At 42.0% G+C, this 23,327-nt stretch carries 19 protein-coding genes and 3 pseudogenes; 8 read left to right on the top strand and 14 right to left on the bottom strand.

Going from position 1 to position 23,327, the window contains the following annotated elements; all coding sequences use genetic code 11:
* The 4 genes and pseudogenes from L650_RS24145 to cydC all read left to right on the top strand — a co-directional run.
* Window positions 1-146 (top strand): annotated as a pseudogene (locus L650_RS24145) (cytochrome d ubiquinol oxidase subunit 2); the annotation flags it as partial.
* A 12-nt stretch (window positions 147-158) separates the two neighbouring features.
* Window positions 159-323 carry a cytochrome bd-I oxidase subunit CydX gene (gene cydX, locus L650_RS0115640; protein WP_004586934.1) on the top strand — a complete coding sequence of 55 codons (165 nt, stop codon included), beginning with the start codon at window positions 159-161 and terminating at the stop codon, window positions 321-323.
* Window positions 313-2,085, top strand: a complete 1,773-nt coding sequence (gene cydD, locus L650_RS0115635) for a thiol reductant ABC exporter subunit CydD (protein WP_029773691.1) — start codon at window positions 313-315, stop codon at window positions 2,083-2,085. Before cydX ends, cydD begins: the two co-directional genes overlap by 11 nt.
* Entirely contained in the window at window positions 2,078-3,820 is a 1,743-nt protein-coding gene (gene cydC, locus L650_RS0115630; protein ID WP_029773690.1) for a thiol reductant ABC exporter subunit CydC, read from the top strand. Before cydD ends, cydC begins: the two co-directional genes overlap by 8 nt.
* 192 nt (window positions 3,821-4,012) lie before the next feature.
* Here cydC and L650_RS0115625 read toward each other — a convergent pair.
* The 14 genes and pseudogenes from L650_RS0115625 to rpsB form a co-directional block, all read right to left on the bottom strand.
* Window positions 4,013-4,389: pseudogene (locus L650_RS0115625) on the bottom strand (septal ring lytic transglycosylase RlpA family protein).
* A 138-nt stretch (window positions 4,390-4,527) separates the two neighbouring features.
* The gene (gene lpxA, locus L650_RS0115620; RefSeq protein ID WP_029773689.1) at window positions 4,528-5,298 is read right to left on the bottom strand and encodes an acyl-ACP--UDP-N-acetylglucosamine O-acyltransferase; all 771 of its coding nucleotides are present in this window, start codon (window positions 5,296-5,298) and stop codon (window positions 4,528-4,530) included.
* 2 nt (window positions 5,299-5,300) lie between these two features.
* Entirely contained in the window at window positions 5,301-5,753 is a 453-nt protein-coding gene (fabZ, locus tag L650_RS0115615) for a 3-hydroxyacyl-ACP dehydratase FabZ (protein ID WP_004586929.1), read from the bottom strand.
* 26 nt (window positions 5,754-5,779) lie between these two features.
* A complete protein-coding gene (gene lpxD / locus L650_RS0115610) occupies window positions 5,780-6,802 on the bottom strand; it encodes a UDP-3-O-(3-hydroxymyristoyl)glucosamine N-acyltransferase (RefSeq protein ID WP_029773688.1) in 1,023 nt (340 codons plus the stop codon).
* Between the two features lie 7 nt (window positions 6,803-6,809).
* The gene (locus tag L650_RS0115605; RefSeq protein ID WP_004586927.1) at window positions 6,810-7,328 is read right to left on the bottom strand and encodes an OmpH family outer membrane protein; all 519 of its coding nucleotides are present in this window, start codon (window positions 7,326-7,328) and stop codon (window positions 6,810-6,812) included.
* Window positions 7,329-7,339: 11 nt separating this feature from the next.
* Complete coding sequence (gene bamA / locus L650_RS0115600; protein WP_029773687.1) at window positions 7,340-9,811, bottom strand: outer membrane protein assembly factor BamA; 2,472 nt, start codon at window positions 9,809-9,811, stop codon at window positions 7,340-7,342.
* A 102-nt stretch (window positions 9,812-9,913) separates the two neighbouring features.
* Complete coding sequence (gene rseP, locus L650_RS0115595) at window positions 9,914-11,266, bottom strand: sigma E protease regulator RseP (protein WP_004586925.1); 1,353 nt, start codon at window positions 11,264-11,266, stop codon at window positions 9,914-9,916.
* A gap of 1 nt (window position 11,267) precedes the next feature.
* A complete protein-coding gene (ispC, locus tag L650_RS0115590; RefSeq protein WP_029773686.1) occupies window positions 11,268-12,473 on the bottom strand; it encodes a 1-deoxy-D-xylulose-5-phosphate reductoisomerase in 1,206 nt (401 codons plus the stop codon).
* Window positions 12,470-13,336 (bottom strand): phosphatidate cytidylyltransferase, encoded by an 867-nt coding sequence (locus L650_RS0115585; RefSeq protein WP_004586923.1) that lies wholly within the window; start codon window positions 13,334-13,336, stop codon window positions 12,470-12,472. Before L650_RS0115585 ends, ispC begins: the two co-directional genes overlap by 4 nt.
* Before the next feature lie 21 nt (window positions 13,337-13,357).
* Window positions 13,358-14,137, bottom strand: a complete 780-nt coding sequence (locus L650_RS0115580; protein ID WP_004586922.1) for an isoprenyl transferase — start codon at window positions 14,135-14,137, stop codon at window positions 13,358-13,360.
* Between the two features lie 81 nt (window positions 14,138-14,218).
* Complete coding sequence (frr, locus tag L650_RS0115575) at window positions 14,219-14,776, bottom strand: ribosome recycling factor (RefSeq protein WP_004586921.1); 558 nt, start codon at window positions 14,774-14,776, stop codon at window positions 14,219-14,221.
* 13 nt (window positions 14,777-14,789) lie between these two features.
* The gene (gene pyrH, locus L650_RS0115570) at window positions 14,790-15,539 is read right to left on the bottom strand and encodes a UMP kinase (RefSeq protein WP_039972186.1); all 750 of its coding nucleotides are present in this window, start codon (window positions 15,537-15,539) and stop codon (window positions 14,790-14,792) included.
* Between the two features lie 159 nt (window positions 15,540-15,698).
* A complete protein-coding gene (gene tsf, locus L650_RS0115565; protein WP_029773685.1) occupies window positions 15,699-16,550 on the bottom strand; it encodes a translation elongation factor Ts in 852 nt (283 codons plus the stop codon).
* 105 nt (window positions 16,551-16,655) lie between these two features.
* Window positions 16,656-17,384, bottom strand: a complete 729-nt coding sequence (gene rpsB / locus L650_RS0115560) for a 30S ribosomal protein S2 (protein WP_004586918.1) — start codon at window positions 17,382-17,384, stop codon at window positions 16,656-16,658.
* Window positions 17,385-17,622: 238 nt separating this feature from the next.
* Here rpsB and map point away from each other — a divergent pair, with 238 nt between their 5' ends.
* From map to L650_RS0115540, 4 genes and pseudogenes are all read left to right on the top strand, one after another.
* Window positions 17,623-18,441, top strand: coding sequence for a type I methionyl aminopeptidase (map, locus tag L650_RS0115555; RefSeq protein WP_223230592.1), 819 nt, complete (start codon window positions 17,623-17,625; stop codon window positions 18,439-18,441).
* Window positions 18,442-18,708: 267 nt separating this feature from the next.
* A pseudogene (glnD, locus tag L650_RS0115550) lies at window positions 18,709-21,325 on the top strand ([protein-PII] uridylyltransferase).
* 9 nt (window positions 21,326-21,334) lie between these two features.
* The gene (gene dapD / locus L650_RS0115545; protein ID WP_029773684.1) at window positions 21,335-22,162 is read left to right on the top strand and encodes a 2,3,4,5-tetrahydropyridine-2,6-dicarboxylate N-succinyltransferase; all 828 of its coding nucleotides are present in this window, start codon (window positions 21,335-21,337) and stop codon (window positions 22,160-22,162) included.
* A 329-nt stretch (window positions 22,163-22,491) separates the two neighbouring features.
* Window positions 22,492-23,327 (top strand): BCCT family transporter (locus L650_RS0115540; RefSeq protein ID WP_029773683.1); only part of this gene is annotated, 836 nt, incomplete at its 3' end.

Raw genomic sequence — 23,327 nt, 5'->3', positions numbered from 1 at the left:
CGAGCCACAGAACGCTTAATATTATGTTTGTTGCTGTTGTTATATTTATTCCGTTAATTTTGGCCTACACCACCTGGTGTTACGTAAAAATGTGGCGCAGAGTAACGGTAGACGAAATTGAAAACAACACGCACGGTAGCTACTAAGGAGACTAAATTATGTGGTATTTCGCTTGGATTTTAGGTGTACTTTTAGCCTGTACCTTAGGTGTTATAAATGTAATGTGGTACGAGTTTCATCAAAATAAAAACAGCATAGCTGATGATGAACAACCGATGCACGATTTACTAAACGAAGCTAACAACACAAAAGATGACGACTAATCCCCGACCAAATCGCGCGCAGCAGCAATCTCTGCGCGCTTTTTTAAAACGGCAAAGTAAGCCTGCGGGTGCATGGCTAAAGTTAAGTATTGCACTGGGCACATTTAACGCTATTTTAATGATTGCAGGCGCCTATTTACTGGCACAAACTATTCATAACGTAATGTTTGAAGGTGCAAGCCTTAGCCAAGTAACCCACTTTCTTTGGCCACTTGCGGGTATTATTTTACTCAGAGCCCTGTTTTTAGCTATCAGTGAAAGGCTCAGTGCTTATGCGGCACTTAAAATAAAGTCGGCTATGCGCCAAACCTTATTAACCAAATTAACGCATCTTGGCCCAAGTTATATTGAACAACACGGCCAAGGAGCAACGCTCAACACCGTGCACGATGGCGTTGAAGCACTGCACGACTACTACGCTAAATACTTGCCTGGCGTTGCTTATAGCGCACTTATTCCACTGGCAATATTGGTGGTTATTTTTCCAACCGACTATAAAGCAGGCTTAATATTTTTATTAACCGCCCCGCTTATTCCGTTTTTTATGATTTTGGTTGGCTCAAAGGCCGAGGCGTTAAATCAAAAAAGATGGCAGCAACTGGCCGTACTAGGTAATTACTTTTTTGACCGCGTACAAGGTTTAACACAACTTAAATTGTTTAACGCAACGCAACAAGAGCTTAAACAAATAGCCAAAATTTCTGATGACTTTAGACACGCTACACTCGGTGTTTTAAAAATTGCCTTTTTATCATCATTTGCGCTGGAATTTTTAGCCACAATTAGTGTGGCATTGGTGGCGGTAATCATTGGTTTTAGACTGTTTTTTGGCACGCTTGATTTTGCAACCGGCTTTGTTGTTTTACTACTCGCCCCAGAATTTTACTTACCCCTGCGCCAATTGGGCAGCCACTACCATGCCCGCTTGCAAGGTATAAGCGCTGCGGCCGATATGGTCACTATTTTAAATGCCCCACTTCCTGAGCAGTCACAGCAACATGAAACAAAGTTTGAGGAGCATATAAGCTCAATAAACATAAACAACTTAAACTTTACCTACCCAAACAGTAACGAAGGCATAAAAAATATAAACCTTACGCTACCCGCTAAAGGATTAGTGGCAGTAGTAGGTGCTAGTGGCTCAGGTAAAAGCACTTTATTTGATTGTTTATTAGGGTTTCATCCGCAGGTGATTGAACAAATAAGCATTAATAATAAACCACTTGATGCTACAAGCATGAGTACATTACAAAACGCAATTGCGTGGATCCCGCAAACCCCAACGCTTTTTTATCAAAGCATTAGCGATAACATAAAAATAGCCAAGCCAGCCGCTACGCAACTAGAGCTTGAGCAAGCGGCACACCAAGCGGGCGCCTTAGATTTTATAAACACGTTAGAGAATGGGTTCGACACCCTGATAGGTGAGCAAGGTGAAGGACTCTCTGGCGGTCAAAAGCAGCGTATAGCCCTTGCACGGGCGTTTTTAAAACAAGCGCCTATTTTAGTGCTTGACGAACCGACAGCCCACCTTGATAGCCAAACCGAGCAGCTTATTCAGCAGGCTATAAATAAATACGCTAAAAACCACTTAGTGTTGGTCATTGCCCACCGGCTAAATACGGTGAAAAACGCAAGCAATATCCTTGTTATGCAAAATGGCGAAATAGCACAGCAGGGTACTTACAGCCAACTTGAGCAGCAACAAGGCGCATTTAAATCACTCCTTAATTTACAAGCGCAAGGAGCAAACAATGACTAATTTTATTAGGCTATTAAAGCTTTGCCGACCGCATTATAAAGCCATGTTACTTGGTACTTTTTTAGCGACGTTAACGGTACTTGCAAACGTGGGCTTATTAGCTATATCGGGGTGGTTTTTAGCCTCAATGGCGGCAGCAGGTATCGCAGGCGTACAAATGAATTACTTTACACCTGCTGGAACCATTCGATTTTTAGCGATTGTACGAACTGCATCACGCTATGGTGAGCGCTTAGTAACACATAACGCGACGTTTTTATTGCTTAGTGAAATACGCGTTAATATGTTTGCCACGCTAAGTAAGCTAAACAATGTAGATTTAGCAATGAGCCGCAGCGCCGATTTAGTTAACCGCTTACAAAATGATGTGGATGCGCTTGATAAGTTTTACTTAAACATATTACTACCTATGCTGGTAGCGCTGTTGAGTGTGCCCATAATTATGGTGTTTATGGCGGCCTATAACGCCAATGTTGCGCTTATTTGCTTTATAGGCATTTTATTAATTGGTGTTGTTTTACCTGCGCTGTTAAGTGCTAAATTAAATAAAAATAGCCATAAAGAAACACAGCTCAGTGCACAACTTAGAGCAGAGCTTTCTGACACCCTAACCGGCCTTAGAGAGCTGAGTATTTATCAGGCACGTGCTGGGCAAATTTCAAAATGTAATGAACTAAACGAGCAATATAACCAACAACTTTATAGTCGCCATAAAGCACTCGCAAATAGCGACGGTTTAAGTTTGCTGGTTGTGCAGCTAGCTATGCTTGGCGCCATAGTCACTATTGTGCCTTTGGTTTACAGCGGCGCTATGGTAAATGTTGAGCTTGCAATGTTAAGCCTATTTGTATTAGCAAGCTTTGAAACTGTATTACTGTTGCCTAATGCATTTATAGAGCTGCCCACTGTACTCAAAGCCGCTGAGCGACTATTTACACTGGAAGATAAAGTCACAGCGCAAGAAGCTAATAGCGCTGAGTTAGTTGAGATGCAGTTTGATAAAAACAATACAACTTTGGCGTTTAATAACATTGGCTATAAATACCAGGAGCACAGTGCTTTAATTAATATCAGCTTTACCCTTAAGGCACAGCAAAAAGTAGCGATTGTAGGCAGAAGCGGCAGTGGTAAAAGCACCTTGGTTAATTTACTCACCGGTTTATGGCCTGTGCAGCAAGGCAGTATTAGGCTAAGCGATGAAAATAACGCAGAAGAACTCCACGCACTAAGCAGCAACACCCGCGCAAGCGTTATTAATATACTCGCGCAGCAGCATCATATTTTTGATGGCACATTAAGTGAAAACTTACGCTATGCAAAGCCAAGCGCCACAAAAGAAGAAATGCTTGAAGCCATTCACCTTGCACAGCTAAAACCTTGGTTTAATGAGCTACAAGATGGATTAAAAACCCGTTTAGGTACAGGTGGGAGAAGTGTTTCTCAAGGCCAGTCAAGGCGCATCGCCATTGCGCAAGCTTTATTACAAAACCCTGCCATTTTAGTACTTGATGAGCCTACTGAAGGGCTTGATAACCAATCTAAGCAAACGGTAATGAGCGCTATTATGCAGGTAATGAGTAACGCAAGCGTACTTACCATTACCCACGACCCTGCTCTTTTAGCGCAAATGGATAACATTATTTGGCTAGAAAATGGCAGCCTTGTAGCGCAAGGCACTCATAAAGAGCTTAGCGAAACATATTCCGATTATGTTGCCTTAACTACTCGGTTTTAGGTTGAACTCTGGTTAAGAGATTTACTAACCAACCGAATATTAATGAAACTTAATTCTGTTTTTTTCTAGCTAGAAATTTTAAGTGGAAACAAGGCGAATTTACGCGTCAATAGCTAGCCTATTGCAAGAAAATTCAACGCAGTTAGCGCTAAAAATAGCTGCTTGAGATAGATATATTATCCAGAGATCAAGTTAATCATTTAATACGCTGATTGATACATCTATAACGCCGACTTTAGGGTCGGCAATTTTTTTAAACATACCTAACGATAAATCAATAACCCGCCCTTTAACGTACGGGCCTCTATCGTTTATTCTCACGATCACCGATTTGTTATTTGCCAAGTTTGTAACCTTCACTTTTGTACCAAAGGGCAATTCTAAATGCGCAGCAGTGGATGCGTTTTGGCTAAATGTTTCGCCGTTTGCTGTTGTGCGACCATGGTATTTATTAGCGTAATAAGAGGCTTTACCTAACTGAGTACGCTCGCCANAACTATAGGTTGGCTGCTACACGCAGCTAAAATTGATAAAAAACTGAGGGTAAAAATTAACTTAGTAAAAGACATAGATGCGCTTTAATTATAAAAATTCGCGCAAAGGTTAACCTTACGTGGCTGAGTGTGTACTGAATTAAAATATTTTATAGGCAATAAAAAACCACCGTCGATTACTCTTAGGTGGTTTTTTTTTAAAGCACAAGGCGCTTATCTTACGATACCGCGCTCAGAGCTTTTCACAAAATCAATCATGGTTTGTACCGCAGGATACTTAGCGGCATCTTCACTTAGTGAGGCAATTGCTTCGTCTACACTTAAGCTCTTACGATAAAACGCTTTATAAGCACGGCGTACAGCCATAATTTCGTCGCTTTCAAAGCCACGACGCTTCATACCTTCTTTATTGGTCGCAGCAGGGCCTGCTGGCATACCAATGGTGGTTACAAATGGCGGTACGTCTTTATTAACGCCTGAGTACATGCCAATAAATGCGTGATCACCAATTTTACAAAATTGATGCACACCTGAGTTACCACCTAAAATAACCCAATCGCCTACATGCACGTGGCCTGCAACGCTTGCGTTATTAGCAAATATAACGTTATTACCAATTACGGCATCGTGAGCAACGTGGGTATACGCCATAAATAAGTTATTACTACCAATTTTAGTAACACCTTGGTCTTGAATAGTACCACGGTGAATGGTTGCACACTCACGTATAACGTTGTTATCGCCCATAATAAGAGTGGTTGGTTCGTTGTTATATTTTTTGTCTTGGCAGGCTTCGCCTACTGACGCAAATTGAAAAATATGATTGCCAGAGCCAATAGTAGATGGCCCTTTAATAACAACGTGAGACTCAATAATACAGTCATCACCGATCACAACATCATTGCCAATATAGCTATATGGACCAACTGAGACATTGTTGCCTAGTTTAGCGCCAGGTTCGATTATTGCTGTAGAATGGATCACTATTAAAACTCTCTTCTCGCACACATAATTTCGGCACTACATACAACCTTGCCGTCGACTCTTGCTTCAGCGGCAAATTTCCATATATTGCGACGCTCTTTTAAAAACTCTACATGCAAATGCATTGTATCGCCCGGTATAACTGGCTGTTTAAAACGTGCGTTATCTACTGCAGCAAATAAGTAAAGCTCGTTATCGCTACGGTTTTCTACTGTTTTAAATCCTAATAAACCGGTGGCTTGCGCCATGGCTTCTAATATTAGCACACCAGGGAAAATTGGCTGATTTGGAAAGTGGCCAGTAAAAATAGGCTCGTTAACCGATACATTTTTAATCGCATGAAGTGACTCGCCAGGCGTAAAGTCAATTACACGATCAATTAAAAGCATCGGGTAGCGGTGTGGTAATAAACTTAAAATTTCTTGAATATCAAGGCTATTTAATTCGTTTGCCAAAATAGCATCCTTATTAGTGTTCAACGTTATGACTTAGCCAATGCTTCAAGCGCTTTGAGACGTGATTTCATGTCTGAAAGATTACGCAAGTGGGCAATTGATTTACGCCATTCTTTATTAGTTGTATGGGGCATACCAGATGAGTAAATACCCGGCTCGGTGATCGATTTAGTCACCATACTCATGCCGGTAATTATAACACCATCACATACTGACATGTGACCATTAATTGCGGTCATGCCACCTATTTGGCAGTTTTTACCAATGGTTACACTACCTGCTAGTACAGTACAGCCTGCAATTGCAGTACCCGAGTTAACTTCAACGTTGTGTGCTATTTGACATTGGTTATCGATGATCACATTACTATGAATAATCGTGTTATCGAGTGCGCCGCGGTCAATTGTTGTGCTTGCGCCCACTTCTACCTTGTCGCCGATAATCACAGAGCCTAACTGAGGAATTTTAACCCACTGCCCGCGCTCGTTTGCATAGCCAAATCCGTCACTGCCAACCACACTGTTTGCTTGAAATAAACAATCAGCGCCAATTTCAACATCGTGATAAATAGTCACACTCGGCCAAAGCTTTGTGCCAGAACCTATTTTAACACGTTCACCGATGAAACTGTTCGGACCAATTTGTGCGTTATCACCAATCACTGCACCGGCTTCTATAACAACATTTGCGCCAATGGCAGCACTTGTGCTTAGCGTTGCACTTGGGTGAATAGTCGCACTAGCGTGTATACCTTGCTGCGCCGCTTGCGGGGTTGTATCCATAAATTGTGCAAGCTTTGCGTAGCTCACATACGGATTTCCAACAATGATTTTTGCGCCACTAAAATACGGTGCATCGGCTTCGCTAAGAATAACAGCGCTGGCTTGTGTAGTTTCAAGCTGCGTACGATATTTTGAGTTCGCTAAAAATGCAATATGCCCAGAACGGGCATTTGCAAGTGTAGCTATTTTTGTAATTTCTAAAGCGCCATCACCTTGAAGTTCGGCGCCTAGAAGTTCCGCAATGTGCGAAAGCGTATAATTTTGCATAGAGTGATTATTTCTTACTAACTGCTGATACAACTTTGCTTGAAAGATCAGTTACTTCTTTAGGGTTAAAGTAAATAGTAGTGTCTTTAACTTTAACTTCATCGAAGTCGCCATCTTTAGCAATTTCTTCAATTGTTTTGATAATTAAACCCTGAACTTTAGCAAGCTCTTGGTTTTGACGTGCTTTGATTTCTTGCTCTAAAGGACGACCTTTTTCAGCAAGGTTTTGTTGCATGCCTTGAATTTTATCACGTAGTGCATCTTTTTGAGCTTGGCTCATTGTAGTGCTTTCACGCTTAAATTTTTCTGCTTCAAAGCGAATGTCGCCTTGTAGTTTTTCAAGCTCTTGACGACGCTCAGCAAACTCAGTTTGTAAAGACTGCTCAATTTTAGCCATTTGAGGAATTTGCTTGTAGATCTCTTGCATATCAACAATGCCTACTTTGTGGGCAAATGCACTTGCAGAGGTACCCATCATCAATGTTGCTAACACGGCTACTGCTGTTGATTTAAATAATTTTTTCACAAAAAACTCCTTTAGAAAGTGTTACTAATATTAAAGCTGATGGTCTTTGTATCGTCATCTTCTTCTTTTTGCAATGGATACGCAAAACTAATCAGCATTGGACCCATTGGAGAGATCCATTGTAAAGATAAACCGGTTGATACCCTAAAGCGCATTGGATCAGAGTAATCATCTAACTTAGCACGCTCATCTGGCGCTAAGTTTTGGAAACGGTCAACGTTAAATTCAGTATCCCATACGTTGGCAGCATCTACAAAGAAACTGGTACGTACAGAACTGGTGTTTTCTTCATCTAAGAACGGCGTAGGTACAATTAGCTCCATACCTGCAACCGCTTTTGCATTACCACCAATACGCCCTTGTGGTACTAAAATATCAAACTCATCAGAGCCACCAATGCTACCGGTTGTAGTACCATCAGCACCTGGCGTACCAGGGATTGATAAAGGAACACGTGATACAGCACGCGGCAATATAGTATTACGGTCAAAGCCACGTAGTTCCATTTCCGTTATACGGAAGAACTCTTGGAATGGCAGTGTTTGCTCATAACCGTTTGTTGACCCATAACCATTACCGTAACCAAGCGCTGCACGTGTTGAGAACACCCAACGGTGGTCATTCGATATTGGCCAGTAAAAACGCGAATCGTAGTTCAGTTTAAAATGCTGAAGATCAGAGTTAGGCGTTGTGGCTGTTAAATTTAATGTTTGGCGCGAACCCGCTGTTGGGAATAAACCACGGTTAACTGTGATACGCGACCAACCAACGCTTAGCTCATATTTAGTAAAGTCAAAGCCAGCATCTGGGTTTTCTTCATCTAAGAAGGTTTCGCGTAGTACACGTGTTTGTTCGTACTCGGCAATTTCTGAAAGTTCTTCTTGAATCCAACGTACGCCAAAGTTAACACGGTTTACCGCATCAATTGGGAAACCAATATTGGTACCAATACCGTAACTTGTTGATTTATAATCTACCAAGCTAAATTTACTGGCATCGTAGTTGTTGTAAAAAATACTGCTACCTTGAGATACACCATCTGGCGTGAAGTAAGGGTCGGTGTACGACAAGCTAATGCTTTCAGAACCAGTAGAGGTATTTAAGTTTAAGCCAATTTGATTACCCGTACCTAAAAAGTTAGATTCGGTCACACCAATATTAAACTGAAGCCCTGCGTATGAGCCATACGCTAAGCCCGCGTTAAAGCTACCAGCCGATTGCTCTTTTACTGTAAAGTCTACGTCTACTTGGTCATCTACACCCGGTACTGGTACTACGTTAAAGTCAACAGTTTCCATGTATGGTAAACGCTGAATTTGCAGCTTTGAGCGCTCAAGGTTTTGATTAGATAACCATGCACCTTCAAGTTGTGTCATTTCGCGGCGAAGTACTTCATCAGCAGTATTTTGGTTACCACCAACGATGATACGACGTACGTACACACGCTTGCCCGGATTTACCGACAGCGTAAGTTGCACTTCTTGTTTTTCATCATCAATTTCTGGAATTGTGCGTACTTCGGCATTGGCATAACCAAAGCGCGCTAGATAGCTTTTGATAAACTCTTCAGATGAGGTCACCACTGAGCCATTGTAAAGTTCGCCGGCGCGAAGTGGGATAACGCTTTTGATTAGCTCTTCTCGGCCAAGTAAATCACCGATAAAGTCAAAACCTTTAACTGTGTACTTAACACCTTCTGTTAAGTTAGCAGTTACATACACAGATTCGCGCTCAGGACTTACTGATACTTGCGTAGAATCGATATTAAAACGTAAGTAACCGCGGTCTAAATAAAAGCTGCGAATTTTTTCTAAATCGCCTTCAATGGTTTGTTTTTGGTAACGGTCGCTACCCATAAACTGCCACCACGGTAAATCTTGTTGCGATTCAGCAAGCTTTAAAAGCTCTTCGTTAGAGAATAATTCGTTACCCACTAAGTTGATTTGACGAATAGAGGCGGCTTCGCCTTCGTCAAATTCTAGCTTAAGCTTTACACGGTTACGTGGCAGCTTAGTTACGCTAATATCAACGGTGGCATTGTATTTACCAATACTGTGGAAAAACTCAACCAACCCTTTTTCGATATTATCGATAACGGTTTTATCAAGCGGTTCACCTTGGCGAATATCTTGCTGATCGAGCGATTCGTTAAGCTGCTCGTCTTTTATATCTTTATTGCCTTCAAACTCAATAAAGCTAATAGTAGGACGCTCAGTCACTTTAAAAATAACGTTATTACCATCGCGTAACGCTTTGATGTTGTCAAAGTGACCTGAACGATAAAGTGACTTTATTGTTTTTGAAATCGTATAGTCATCAACGTTATCGCCCACATTGATAGGAACATGCGTTAGTGCTGCACCAAGTGCTACACGTTGCAAACCTTCAATTTTTAAATCTTCAACAATAAAGGAGTTTTGGCCCAGGGCTGCAAAACTTGCACCCAATAAACTTGAAACTGCCAAATGTTTTTTTATAGCCATTTTATTATCTTTATCCTTTACAACTGTATTACCGCTTAACATCAAAACTAATAATTAGTGATGCTTACAATCGTGTTCTAATTAGTAATTGTCACGCTGTAACTACAAACGCGATACATCATTGAACAAAGCGAAACATGTTAAAAATATGAGCAGCAAGGCGCCCACTTTAAAACCAAATTCTTGTGTCTTTTCAGAGACCGGCTTTTTACGGAAAAGTTCAATTATGTAATACATTAAGTGTCCACCATCAAGCACTGGCAGAGGTAATAAATTAAATACACCCAAGTTAACGCTTATTAGCGCTAAAAAGCTTAAAAAGGCGACTAGCCCGTAGCTTACGCTAGTTCCTGCACCAACTGCAATGCCCACAGGGCCACTTAAATTTTTAACCGAAACCTGACCTGTAATTAAATTACCAATCATGTCAAAGCTAAGCGTTATAAGGCGCCAGGTCTCTTGGGTACCACGAGCAATACTATCAAGCGGACCAAAGCTTCGGGTTTCAACATAGCCCTCAGGCCAAGGTTGAACAACCGGCGCAACACCTAAAAACCCTTGTTCAATACCGTGCTCATTAATGCGCGATTTAGGCGTTACTGTTACGCTATTTATACTATCTTGTCTTTTTACACTAAATTGTAAAGATTTGTTAGCCGATTGCGTAATAAGATTAACTAATTGCTGCCAATCGCTTATTGTTTCACCATTTACAGCGATAATCGTATCGTTAACCTGCAAATTAGCCAGTTCGGCTGCTGAATTTTTAGTAATAGCCGCAATGGTTAATGTGGCTTGGGGTCTAAACGGTACAATACCCAACGAACTCAGTGGCGGCACGTCTTGCTGATCGAGCTTCCAACCCTCTACGTTAAGCATTTTTGTTTGCTCTTGGTAGTTTTCGTTACGCACTACTACGGGCACGCTTTGCTCACCTAAGCTCGACATAAGTGCAAAAGTTGCATCTTGCCAGGTGGCAATCGTGTCATCACCAATTTTAATAATTTGTTCAGAGGGCATAATGCCCGCCTGCTCTGCTCTGCTACCTTCGGTAATACTACCCACTACAGGTTTTACCGATTGCACGCCCACCATGTACATAGCCGCCAACGCCACAATAGCAAATAAAAAATTAGCCAGCGGGCCGGCTGCCACTATGGCTATACGGGCCTGAACCGATTTAGCGTTAAATGACAAATGGCGCTCATTTTCAGGCACTTCATCCACGCGTTCATCAAGCATTTTAACGTAGCCACCCAGCGGAATAGCGGCAATTACGTATTCTGTATTGTATTTATCGTGCCACTTTAAAAGCGGTTTACCAAAACCAATCGAAAAGCGCAGCACTTTAACACCCATTTTACGGGCCACCCAAAAGTGCCCATATTCATGAATAGCAACTAAAATGCCCAGCGCTAAAATAAACGAGCCAAGATTCCAAAAAAAATCTAACATATTAATGAGTCACTTTTGTTATTAAATCCGCTGCACGTTGACGGGCTTGTTGGTCACACGCTAATATTTCATCTAGGCTTTGTACGTTAGTGAATGTGGCCGCATCAAGCGTTTGTGCATTAATTTTATAAATGTCAGTAAAGCCAATTTGGCCTTTTAAAAATGCCGCAACCGCTATTTCGTTTGCTGCATTTACCGTTGTGGTTGCGCCTTGCCCTGCGCTGCACGCATCAATAGCAAGTTGTAAATTTGGATAACGCGCAAAATCAGGTTTTGTGAACGAAAAATCACAAATATCCGAAAAGTTGAGTGGTTTTACACCCGCGTTAATTCGATCTGGGTAAGCGAGTGCGTGTGCAATAGGTGTGCGCATATCGGGGTTACCCATTTGCGCTAAAATGGAGCCATCGTGGTATTGCACCATAGAATGAATAATACTTTGCGGGTGGATCACCACATCAATATCGCTGGTGTCACAATTAAACAGCCATTTAGCTTCAATAAATTCAAGCCCTTTGTTCATCATGGTGGCTGAATCTACCGATATTTTTTGCCCCATAGACCAATTAGGGTGAGCGACGGCTTCACTAACCGTTACCTCTTTTAAGGTATTTATATCGCGCGTTAAAAATGGTCCACCAGAGCCGGTAAGCAATATTTTACTTACGCCATGCTCTTGTAAATTTTGATCAGCGTTTGCGTTTTGAAGTGAATGAGGTAAGCACTGAAAAATAGCGTTGTGCTCGCTATCAATAGGTAACAACGTGGCTTTATGCTGTTTTACTTTATCAATAAACAACTGCCCTGACATAACCAACGATTCTTTATTGGCAAGCAGTACTTTTTTACCTGCTTCAACGGCGCTTAGTGTGGGCAGTAAGCCGGCAGCGCCAACAATAGCTGACATGACGGTATCGACATCGGGATGCGCACATAAATCGCTCATAGCCTGCTGTGAATGCATTACTAAGGTTTGGCATGGCGTATTATTTAAATACGATGATAATTGCTCTGCAGCGCTTTGTGTGGCCATAACGGCATATAACGGTTCGTGCTCAATACACAGCTCAGCCATTTTTTTTGCATTGTGGCCTGCAGTGAGGGCAAATACGTTAAATAGCGCTTTATTTCGTGCTATAACATCTAATGTACTTAACCCAATTGAACCTGTAGCGCCTAAAATAACAAGTTGCTGCTGTTGGCTCATAAACTCAAGGTCCATGCATAGCACATTACAAACATTGGGGCTGCTGCGGTTAAGCTGTCAATTCTATCTAAAATACCGCCGTGGCCGGGTAAACAGCGACCACTGTCTTTTAGGCCGGCTTCACGTTTAAACATGCTTTCGAGTAAATCACCGACAGCCGAAAACAAAGCTATAAAGGCGGTCATTACGGCATAAATAGGCCATACAGCAAAATCCACACCGGTAAAGTGACAAAAAGCTAAAACAAATATAATTGATGCAACCACACCGCCTGCTAGGCCTTCGATGGTTTTATTTGGGCTCACCTTTGGCATAAGCTTGTGCTTACCAAAACTTTTGCCTGTAAAGTAAGCCCCTACATCGGCGCTCCACACAATACCAAGTACCACTAAAATCAGTACCGAGCCAAAGTGCGTTGATTCAGCGTATTGCGCGCTACGTAAGGTATTGAGTGCAAGCCAAAGTGGGATTAAAGTAAGCAACCCGGCAATGCCGCGCATTACCAAGCCTTCGTTCCATGCTTTGGCCATGGCTGGGTAGCGCCAAATTAAATAACTGGCCACAATCCACCAAGCAAACGAGAGCGTAAATAAGTAATTTGCATCCCCGACCAGCTGGCCGTTTTGCCACAGTGATTCAATCGGCCAATGTAAATTTAGCAGCGCCAATAACGCGCCAATTAACACGACAAACGCACCACGTTTTAATTTTGTGCATAGGCCCATAAAAGCAGACCACTCCCACGCGCCAAGTAAAACAATAATACCGGCAAAATAACTAAACAATGTTAGTGGAGTATAAAAAACCAAGGCTAGCGCTAACGGCGCTAATACAACCGAGGTTAAAATTCGTTGTTTTAACAAAATAGTGACCCTTATTCTATTTTAGGTTTGAGCGAGTAATTGTTTTATTTGTTCGCCCGTACAACCAAAACGCCGCTCTCTGGCAACGTAACACGCAATGGCCTCAGCAAATGCTGCTTCATTAAAATCAGGCCAAAGAGTTTCGGTAAAGTAAAGTTCCGCATAAGCAGCTTGCCATAGTAAAAAGTTACTAATACGAACATCACCACCCGTGCGAATTAGTAAATCCGGCTCCGCTTGGTCTGCCATGCTCATATGCTGTGCTAAGCGCTCTTCTGTAACATCCTCTGCCTTGAGTTGTCCGTTTGCAACTTGTAGTGCTAGTTGCTTTGCTGCATTTGCCATATCCCATCTACCGCCATAATTAGCGGCCACGTTTAAATGCAAACCGGTGTTATCTGCTGTTAGCTCATGCGCAGCGTTTACTTTGCTACGTAAACTTTCAGAGAATCGTGATAAATCTCCAATAATGGTCAGTTTTACATTATTTTTATGAAGCTTTTTTACTTCCTTTGTTAAAACAAACAAAAAAAGCTCCATTAAAGTGTTTACTTCGTCTTCGGGGCGGCGCCAGTTTTCACTACTAAAAGCAAATAAGGTTAACGATTGTATCCCTAATTTAGTACAAAACTGAACAGATTGACGAACTGCGTCCACGCCTTTTTTATGCCCGAACACACGAGGTCTATTTCTAGCTTGCGCCCAACGCCCGTTACCATCCATGATGATGGCAACATGTTTAGGTAAACATTGCTGTGAAATTGTATCAGCGTCTAGAACCATAAATATTGAGTATTCCATAAAAAAACGCCGCCTAGTATACCCTAGACGGCGTTTCAAAACTAATATATTTCATAACCTGCATTGAGGTTATTTAGCTGTTTAGATTTCCATCAACTCAGCTTCTTTCGCTGTTAGTTGTGCATCCATTTCTTTGATAAATTTATCTGTAAGCTTTTGAATTGTATCTTCTGCTTGACGCGCTTCATCTTCAGAAATTTCTTTATCTTTTAATAAAGATTTTACATCGCCATTAGCGTCACGACGAATATTACGCACAGCAACACGGCCGCTTTCTACTTCGCCACGTACAATTTTAATTAAATCTTTACGACGCTCTTCTGTAAGCGGAGGAAGTGGTACGCGAATTACTGTACCAGCAGACATCGGGTTTAAACCTAAGTCAGACGCCATAATTGCTTTTTCTACAGCTTGCGCTAAAGACTTGTCAAATACGCCGATAGCAAGCGTACGAGAGTCTTCAATCGTTACATTAGCCACTTGGTTAAGCGGTGTATCAGCACCGTAGTACGATACCATAATGCCGTCTAAAATTGCTGGGTGAGCACGACCTGTACGAATTTTTGATAGTTGACTACCTAGTGCTGCTACACTTTTTTGCATGCGCTCTTGCGCATCTTTTTGAATATCGTTAATCACGGTTTAATCCTAATTATTTGATTACTTCATCTGAGGCTTGTGAAGAGATAAGTGTGCCTTCTTCTTCACCCATAATTACGCGTTTTAAGGCGCCTGATTTATTCATGTTAAATACGCTCAGTGGCATATTATGATCGCGAGCGAGTGTAAACGCCGCTAAATCCATTACTTTTAGTTCTTTATCAATAATTTCATTGTAGCTTAAGTGACGGTAAAGCGTGGCTTCTGGGTTTTTAACCGGATCATCACTAAATACGCCATCAACTTTAGTCGCTTTAATTACAGTGTCGGCTTCAATTTCAATACCGCGTAAACACGCAGCAGAATCGGTAGTGAAGAACGGGTTACCCGTACCTGCTGCAAAAATAACAACGCGGCCAGATTTTAATAAGCTAATTGCCTCAGCCCAGTTGTATGCATCACATACACCGTTTAGAGGGATTGCCGACATTAAACGACAATTAACAAATGCACGGTGTAGTGCATCACGCATTGCAAGGCCGTTCATTACGGTTGCAAGCATACCCATGTGGTCACCAACTACGCGGTTCATGCCAGCTTCTGCTAGTGATCCGCCACGTAAAAAGTTACCACCGCCGATAACCAAACCCACTTCTACGTCGAGTTCTACCAGCTCTTTAATTTCTTGGGCCATACGATCTAGCACTTTTGGGTCGATGCCGAAGCCTTCGTCTCCCATTAAAGCTTCACCACTTAATTTGAGAAGAACACGTCTAAAAATAGGTTTACGATTGATAGTCATAGTATTGGGGCCAACTTTTTATTAAATTATGGGTAAAAAATAACCGCGCTTATGATAAACATAAAAGCGCGGTTATTTTAAAGAATTTCTAAGCGTGACGCAAAAGCAAATAGTACTTTAATGGCATCTAATTTCCTTATGCATCACAAATAGTTAATCTTACTCGCCTTTTGCAGCTGCAATTTGAGCAGCAACTTCAGCAGCAAAATCTTCTTCTTTCTTCTCGATACCTTCACCAACTTCTACACGTGCGAAGCTAGTAACTGTTGCGTTTTTCTCTTTAAGAATTTCGCCAACAGATTTTTTAGGCTCCATGATGAAAGCTTGACCAGTAAGAGAAACCTCACCAGTAAATTTCTTCATGCGGCCAACAACCATTTTTTCAGCGATTTCAGCAGGCTTGCCTTCGTTCATCGCGATGTCGATTTGAACTTGCTTTTCTTTTTCTACAACGTCAGCAGGTACATCTTCAGGCGTTAAGTACTCTGGGTTTGAAGCAGCAACGTGCATTGCAATGTGCTTAAGTGTTTCTTCATCAGCAACTCCTGCAACAACAACACCAATACGCTCACCGTGACGGTATTCAACAAGTGTTTCACCAGTGATGTACTGAAGACGACGTACGTTGATGTTTTCACCAATCTTAGTTACTAGCTCAACACGGTCTTCTTCAAACTTAGCTTGTAAGTCTTCGATAGTGACTGTTTCAGCGATAGCAGCGTCAGCAACTTTGTTAGCAAACGCTAAGAAGCTTTCGTCTTTTGCTACGAAGTCAGTTTGACAGTTAACTTCTACAAGTACTGCAACACCATCGTTTTGCTTGATGATGATAGTACCTTCAGCAGCAATGTTACCTGCTTTCTTAGCAGCCTTTGCAGCACCGCTCTTACGCATGTTTTCAATCGCTAACTCGATGTCGCCATCAGTTTCAGTTAACGCTTTTTTACAATCCATCATGCCAGCGCCAGTACGCTCGCGTAATTCTTTAACTAGGGCAGTAGTTACAGCCATTAGTAAATCCTCAAATCTGAAATCAGGTATTAGATAAGCGGGTAAACCGCTCTACAAGAATAGCAAGTCTTCACCTTAAAAAGATGAAGACTTGATGACAGCTAATTACTCAGCTTCTACAAAGTCGTCTTTCTCAGCTTGAGCAACGATGTTGTTCTCACGACCTTCAGTGATAGCAGCTGCAACAGAGCTAGTGTAAAGGTTGATTGCACGGATAGCATCATCGTTACCAGGTACGATGTAATCAACACCGTCTGGGTTAGAGTTAGTATCAACGATTGCAACAACTGGAATACCTAGGTTGTTTGCTTCACGGATAGCAATGTGCTCGTGATCAGCATCGATAACGAAGATAGCGTCTGGAAGGCCACCCATGTTTTTGATACCGCCAAGGCTCTTTTCAAGCTTTTCCATTTCGCGAGTAAGCATTAACGCTTCTTTCTTAGTTAACTTCTCGAAAGTACCGTCTTGGCTTTGAGCTTCAAGGTCTTTAAGACGCTTGATTGACTGACGAACTGTTTTCCAGTTAGTTAACATACCACCTAACCAGCGGTGGTTAACGAAGAACTGGTCGCTTTGTAAAGCAGCTTCTTTAACTGCTTCGCTTGCTGCGCGCTTAGTACCAACGAAAAGAACTTTACCTTTGTTTGCAGCAGCACTTGATAAAAACTTAAGTGCGTCGTTGAACATTGGTACTGTTTGCTCAAGGTTGATGATATGTACACGGTTACGTGCGCCGAAGATGAAAGGCTTCATCTTAGGGTTCCAGTAACGTGCTTGGTGACCAAAGTGAACACCAGCTTGAAGCATATCGCGCATTGAAACGTTTGCCATTTTGTAAATCCTCTATGTAGTTTAGGGTTAGGCCTCCACATATCCCATAGCACCAACACCGAAGTATTTAAACTTCAAATGCACCCAAGTGTATGTGACGATACGTGTGTGTGTTAAAATAAAATTGTGTTTGCCTTAAATACAAAAAATCATTTAAGAATTTATTTGTAAAAAGACGGCGCGCTTTATACCATATTAAAATTAAATACTCAACGTCGCGTGCAAAATTTGTGCGACGATAAATGTTAAAAAACGCAACTTTGGAGCCTCAATGAGCGCTGTGATCAAGACCCCTGAAGAAATTGAAAAAATGCGTGTAGCCGGGCGTTTAGCGGCAGACGTACTTGAAATGATTGAACCACATGTAGTGCCAGGTGTGACTACTGATGAGCTAAATACAATTTGTCATGATTATATTGTAAATGTGCAAGATGCCATACCTGCGCCACTAAATTACCACGGTTTTCCTAAGTCGGTTTGTACCTCTGTAAATCATGTAATTTGCCACGGTATTCCAAATGACAAACCACTAAAAGATGGCGATAGTGTCAACATTGATGTAACTGTAATTAAAGACGGTTACCACGGCGACACCTCAAAGATGTTTCATGTAGGTACGCCTAACATTCAAGGTAAGCGCCTTGCACAAGTAACACAAGAAAGCTTATACCTTGCCATTAAAATGGTAAAACCAGGAGTGCGCTTAGGCGATATTGGTGAAGCAATTCAAAAATACGCAGAGAGCTTTAACTACTCAATTGTACGTGAATACTGCGGCCACGGTATTGGTAGCGAATTTCACGAAGAGCCTCAAGTAATGCACTACGGTAAAGCAGGTACTGGCGAAACACTTAAAGCCGGTATGTGTTTAACAATAGAGCCAATGGTTAACGCAGGTAAGCGCCAGTGTAAACTTTTAAAAGATGAGTGGACTGTAGTTACACGCGACCGTAGTTTGTCTGCACAGTGGGAACACACCCTATTAGTGACTGAAAATGGTGTTGAAATTTTAACGCTGCGATCAGATGATACTATCGACAGGATTATCGAACACTAATAAAAACCGAGCCACTTGATAAAAGTATTTAACCTCAAATCTGGTTAATATATTTAATAACATACTGAATTATATGTAATATTTAATTTATTTTTCCCAAGCCGGAGATTTTCAGTGAAAACAAATCGAATTGACGCGCCAAATAGCGAGCCTATTTGCAAGTGGATTCAACACTGTTAACACTAAAAATAGCCGCTGGGGATAGACTTATTACTTAACGTTCAGGTTGTTTATCAATGCTAACGGTTCAATAAGGAGCCAGCCCACGTGGCATTACCCAACAAAGTAAAAAAGTTGCTTAGCGATGCTGAGCAACTGAGCGATTATCGCGATTGTTCTAGCTATTTTTATAAGTGGTTACATAACGAATTTTCTAAGCAACCAGTTGGTAATTTAATTAATGCCCGGGCTGAGTTTATAGACCGCCTGCTAATTAAACTGTTTCATGTTTACGATTTAGCTCACGAGCCTGACCTTGCCCTTATTGCCGTGGGCGGGTANCCGTGGCGAGCTACACCCCTACTCCGACATTGACTTTTTATTGCTTGTTACGCAGCCGCCTAGCGAGCAAATATGCGAAAAAATAGGCCAGTTTGTTACCATGCTATGGGATCTCAATTTAGAGATAGGCCACAGCGTGCGTACCATTGAACAAGCCATAGAGCAAAAACGTGAAGACGTTACCTTTGCCACCAGCTTGCTCGAAAGCAGGCTCATTTTTGGTAATCACATTGAGTTTGAAAAACTCAAAACGCATATTATAGAAACCCCCGTTTGGCGCTCAGGCGAATTTTTTGTAGCCAAAGTGCAAGAGCAAAACCTACGTCATAAAAAGTGCCACGGTACTGCTTACAACCTAGAGCCAAACATAAAAGAAAACCCCGGTGGCCTTCGCGATTTACAAACCATTATTTGGGTTGCTAAAAAGCACTTTAGAGCCGAAACCCTACAAGAGCTAATTAGCCACGGCTACTTAACGCATGAAGAATTTCAGGAGCTTTCGGAGTGCCTAGAAAACCTTTGGAATATTCGCTTTGCACTGCATTTAGCCGCTGGGCGCTCAGAAAACCGTTTGTTGTTTGACCATCAACCACACACAGCTGAAATACTTGGCTTTGGTAGCGATGGTAAAGCCTCGGTTGAGCGTATGATGAAACGCTTATTTAGAATAATGAGCCGCGTACGCGAGCTTAACCAAATGCTGCTATCGTACTTTGAAGAAAGTATTATGCCAGAGAGCAGCGAAGCGCCAGTGATTGAGTTAGACAAAGACTTTGAACGCGTTGGGCACCAAATTAGGGTTAAAAACCCATCGGTATTTTTTAGACGCGATCAACTTTTTGTTTTGTTTGAGCATATTGCCGACAACCCCGAAATTACCCATATTTACCCAAGTACTATTCGTACCATTAGGCAAGTACGCAGGCGCCTATTAGGTGACTTACAGGATTACGCAGCGTGTCGCGAGGCATTTATGCGTATTGTAAAACACCCAAACGGCATGGGCCGCGCATTCACGCTCATGCACAAACACGGCATGTTGGCCGCGTATTTACCGCAGTGGCGTAATATATTTGGGCAAATGCAATTTGACTTATTTCATGCCTACACAGTAGATGAGCACACCCATAAATTAATCAATAATATTTACCAATATTTTGATAAATCTAAAGTGAGCGAGTTTCCTATTTGTAGTGAAATAGTAACTCGTATGGATAAGCCTGAGCTGCTTTATTTAGCGGGTATTTTTCATGATATTGCTAAAGGACGAGGCGGCGATCACTCAGAGCTAGGCTCAGTGGATGCCATTGCTTTTTCTAAATTACATGGCTTCCCATCATCTGATGGCAAGCTTATATCGTGGCTAGTTGGTAACCATTTACTTATGTCGGTTACTGCGCAGCGTAAAGACATAAATGACCCAGGTGTTATTAAAGACTTTGCCTCACGCGTAAAAACAGAGCGCCAACTCGATTACCTCTATTGTTTAACCGTTGCCGATATACGCGCAACCAACGACAACTTATGGAATGATTGGAAAAACACCCTACTACGCGAGTTATACTTGCATACTCAGCGCGCATTACGCCTAGGGCTTGAAAACCCAATGGATCAACGCGACCAAATACGCGATAAAAAACACCAAGCTAAACAGCGCTTACTTAATTTGGGCTACCTAGAAAACCAAATTGATTTGATTTGGAGCCGCTTTAAAGCCAATTACTTTACTGCCTTTAGCGAGCAGCAAATATCATGGCAAACCGAGCACCTATTAAAATGCGCAGACTTAAGCCTACCCAGTGTTATTGTTTCTGATAAAGCAATGCATGGTGGCACGCAAGTGTTTGCTTATAGCCCATACTCTGGGCCGTTATTCGCTCGCTTGGTTAGCGTAATTGGTTCTAAAAAGGCGCAAATACAACACGCTCAAGTGCTTACTACCAAAGATGGCTACGCCCTATTTAACTTTGTAATACTTGAAGTGAGCGGCGACCCTATTGCAAGTAGCCGTGCTCAGTCAATTAAACGTGGGCTTGAGCAAGCACTTAGCGAACCACGTAAAAAAATACGCTTTAAAAAGAATCGCTCGCAACGATTTAAAGACTTTAATATTAAACCTAAAATAGTGCTGCGCCCTCATGCACGTAAAGATCGCAGCCTAATAGAAATTCAAGCTGTTGATATACCCGGTTTACTTACTAAAATTGCCGAAGTTTTCCAAGCGCATTTATTACACATTCACGCAGCCCGTATTACAACGGTAGGTGAACGTGCAGAGGATTTCTTTGTCGTATCAAATAACGAATACCAAGCTCTGACTGATGAAGAGCAAGCCAAAATTCATCAGGCATTACGTAAAAAATTCAACGCCGAAACAGAATAAGGACACACCATGTCAGATTTAAAAACTATGATAGAAAACGCCTGGGACAACCGCGATAGCATTAGCCCAAGCAGTGTATCTAGCGATGTAAAACAAGCGATTATTGACGCACTAGAGCTTCTTGATAGCGGTGCAGCCCGTGTTGCTGAAAAAATATCAGGCGAATGGGTCGTACACCAATGGCTTAAAAAAGCCGTTTTACTATCATTTCGTATTCGCGACAACCAACCAATGAACGACGGCGTAAATCAGTTTTACGATAAAGTACCGCTTAAATTTAGCGACTACACACCGGAGCAGTTTCAGCAAGGTGGCATGCGCGTAGTTCCTAACGCGGTAGCACGTAAAGGCAGCTTTGTAGGTAAAAACGTAGTACTGATGCCATCGTATGTGAACATTGGCGCCTACGTTGATGAAGGCACCATGGTTGATACATGGGCAACTGTTGGCTCGTGTGCACAAATTGGTAAGAACGTACACTTATCGGGCGGCGTGGGCATAGGCGGCGTTTTAGAGCCACTACAAGCTAACCCTACCATCATTGAAGACAACTGCTTTATTGGCGCTCGCTCTGAAATTGTTGAAGGTGTAGTAGTAGAGGAAGGCGCTGTTATTTCAATGGGCGTTTACATTAGCCAAAGCACCCGTATTTACGACCGTGAAACCGGCGAAATTCACTACGGCCGAGTACCAGCAGGCGCTGTAGTTGTGCCAGGTGCATTACCATCAAAAGATGGCACTCACAGCCTATACGCTGCAATTATCGTTAAAAAAGTTGATCAACAAACACGCAAAAAAGTAGGCATCAACGCCCTACTACGCTCAATTGATGATTAAAAGAAGCTATAAGCTTTTAGCTGTAAGCCCTAAGCTGATTGGTGTTAAACGTAGGTTGGGTTGAGTGAAACGAAACCCAACGACATGTTAAAGCTTAGCGTTTTAGCAAAATATAGAAAGCTCTAAACCCTTTGGGTTTAGAGCTTTTTTGTTTAGATTAGAGTTTATCTCTTAAATAGCTAAACCGTTGGGTTTCTCTGTGCTCAACTCAACCTTAATTCAAAGCAATATACGTATACAAAACAAACGACTGAATTAGCCAACACACCCAAGATATAATAAGGTAGTAAAGCATACTTGAAAGTTAGCAATTAATATTAAGGATTAATATGACAAAAACTGCTTTACGCTCAACTATTTTGCTACCGGTATTTTTGCCCGCGGTATTTATTATTCTGCTTTTGGTCATTGGTACAAGTAGCAACCCTGAACTGGCAGGGCAAGCATTCAGTGTCGCCCTCAAGTGGATAACAGAAACCTTTGGCTGGTTTTATATGTTATCAGTTGCCATCTTCTTAGTTTTCATCGTTTGTGTTGCCGCCTCCAGCTGGGGAAATATCAAGCTGGGTCCTGATCATGCGCAACCCCAATACAGCTTTGGTGAATGGTTTGCCATGCTATTTTCGGCCGGTTACGGAGTCGCATTACTTTATTTTGGTGTAGCAGAACCCGTGCTCCATTATGCATCTCCGCCGGCAGGCGCCGCAGAAACCGTTAATGCCGCTAAGCAGGCTATGCAAATTGCATTTTTTCATTGGGGTTTTCATATATGGGCAATTTATGGGATTGTTGGTTTAGTGCTTGCTTACTTTGCATTTCGCCACGGCCTTCCGCTGTCTATTCGCTCAGCCTTGTATCCACTTATTGGTGATAAAATATATGGCCCTATTGGGCACACTGTTGATGTGTTTGCCATATTAGGCACGCTATTTGGTATTGCCACAACGTTAGGACTTTCGGTTACTCAAATTAATGCCGGGCTGCACTACTTATGGCCAAGCATCCCTATTAATACCACGGTACAAATTACCGCTATTGTTATTATTACCGCAGCGGCAACGTTTTCTGTGGTGGCAGGTATGGATAAAGGTGTGAAGCGTTTATCTATAATAAACATGACACTCGCCGTATCATTAATGGCCTTTGTGTTTTTTATTGGCCCGAC

The organism is Pseudoalteromonas sp. TB51, assembly GCF_000498055.1.
Taxonomy (GTDB): Bacteria; Pseudomonadota; Gammaproteobacteria; order Enterobacterales; family Alteromonadaceae; genus Pseudoalteromonas; species Pseudoalteromonas atlantica.
Note: the sequence above shows the minus strand (reverse complement) of the source record. Positions and strands in the feature narration are given on the sequence as shown.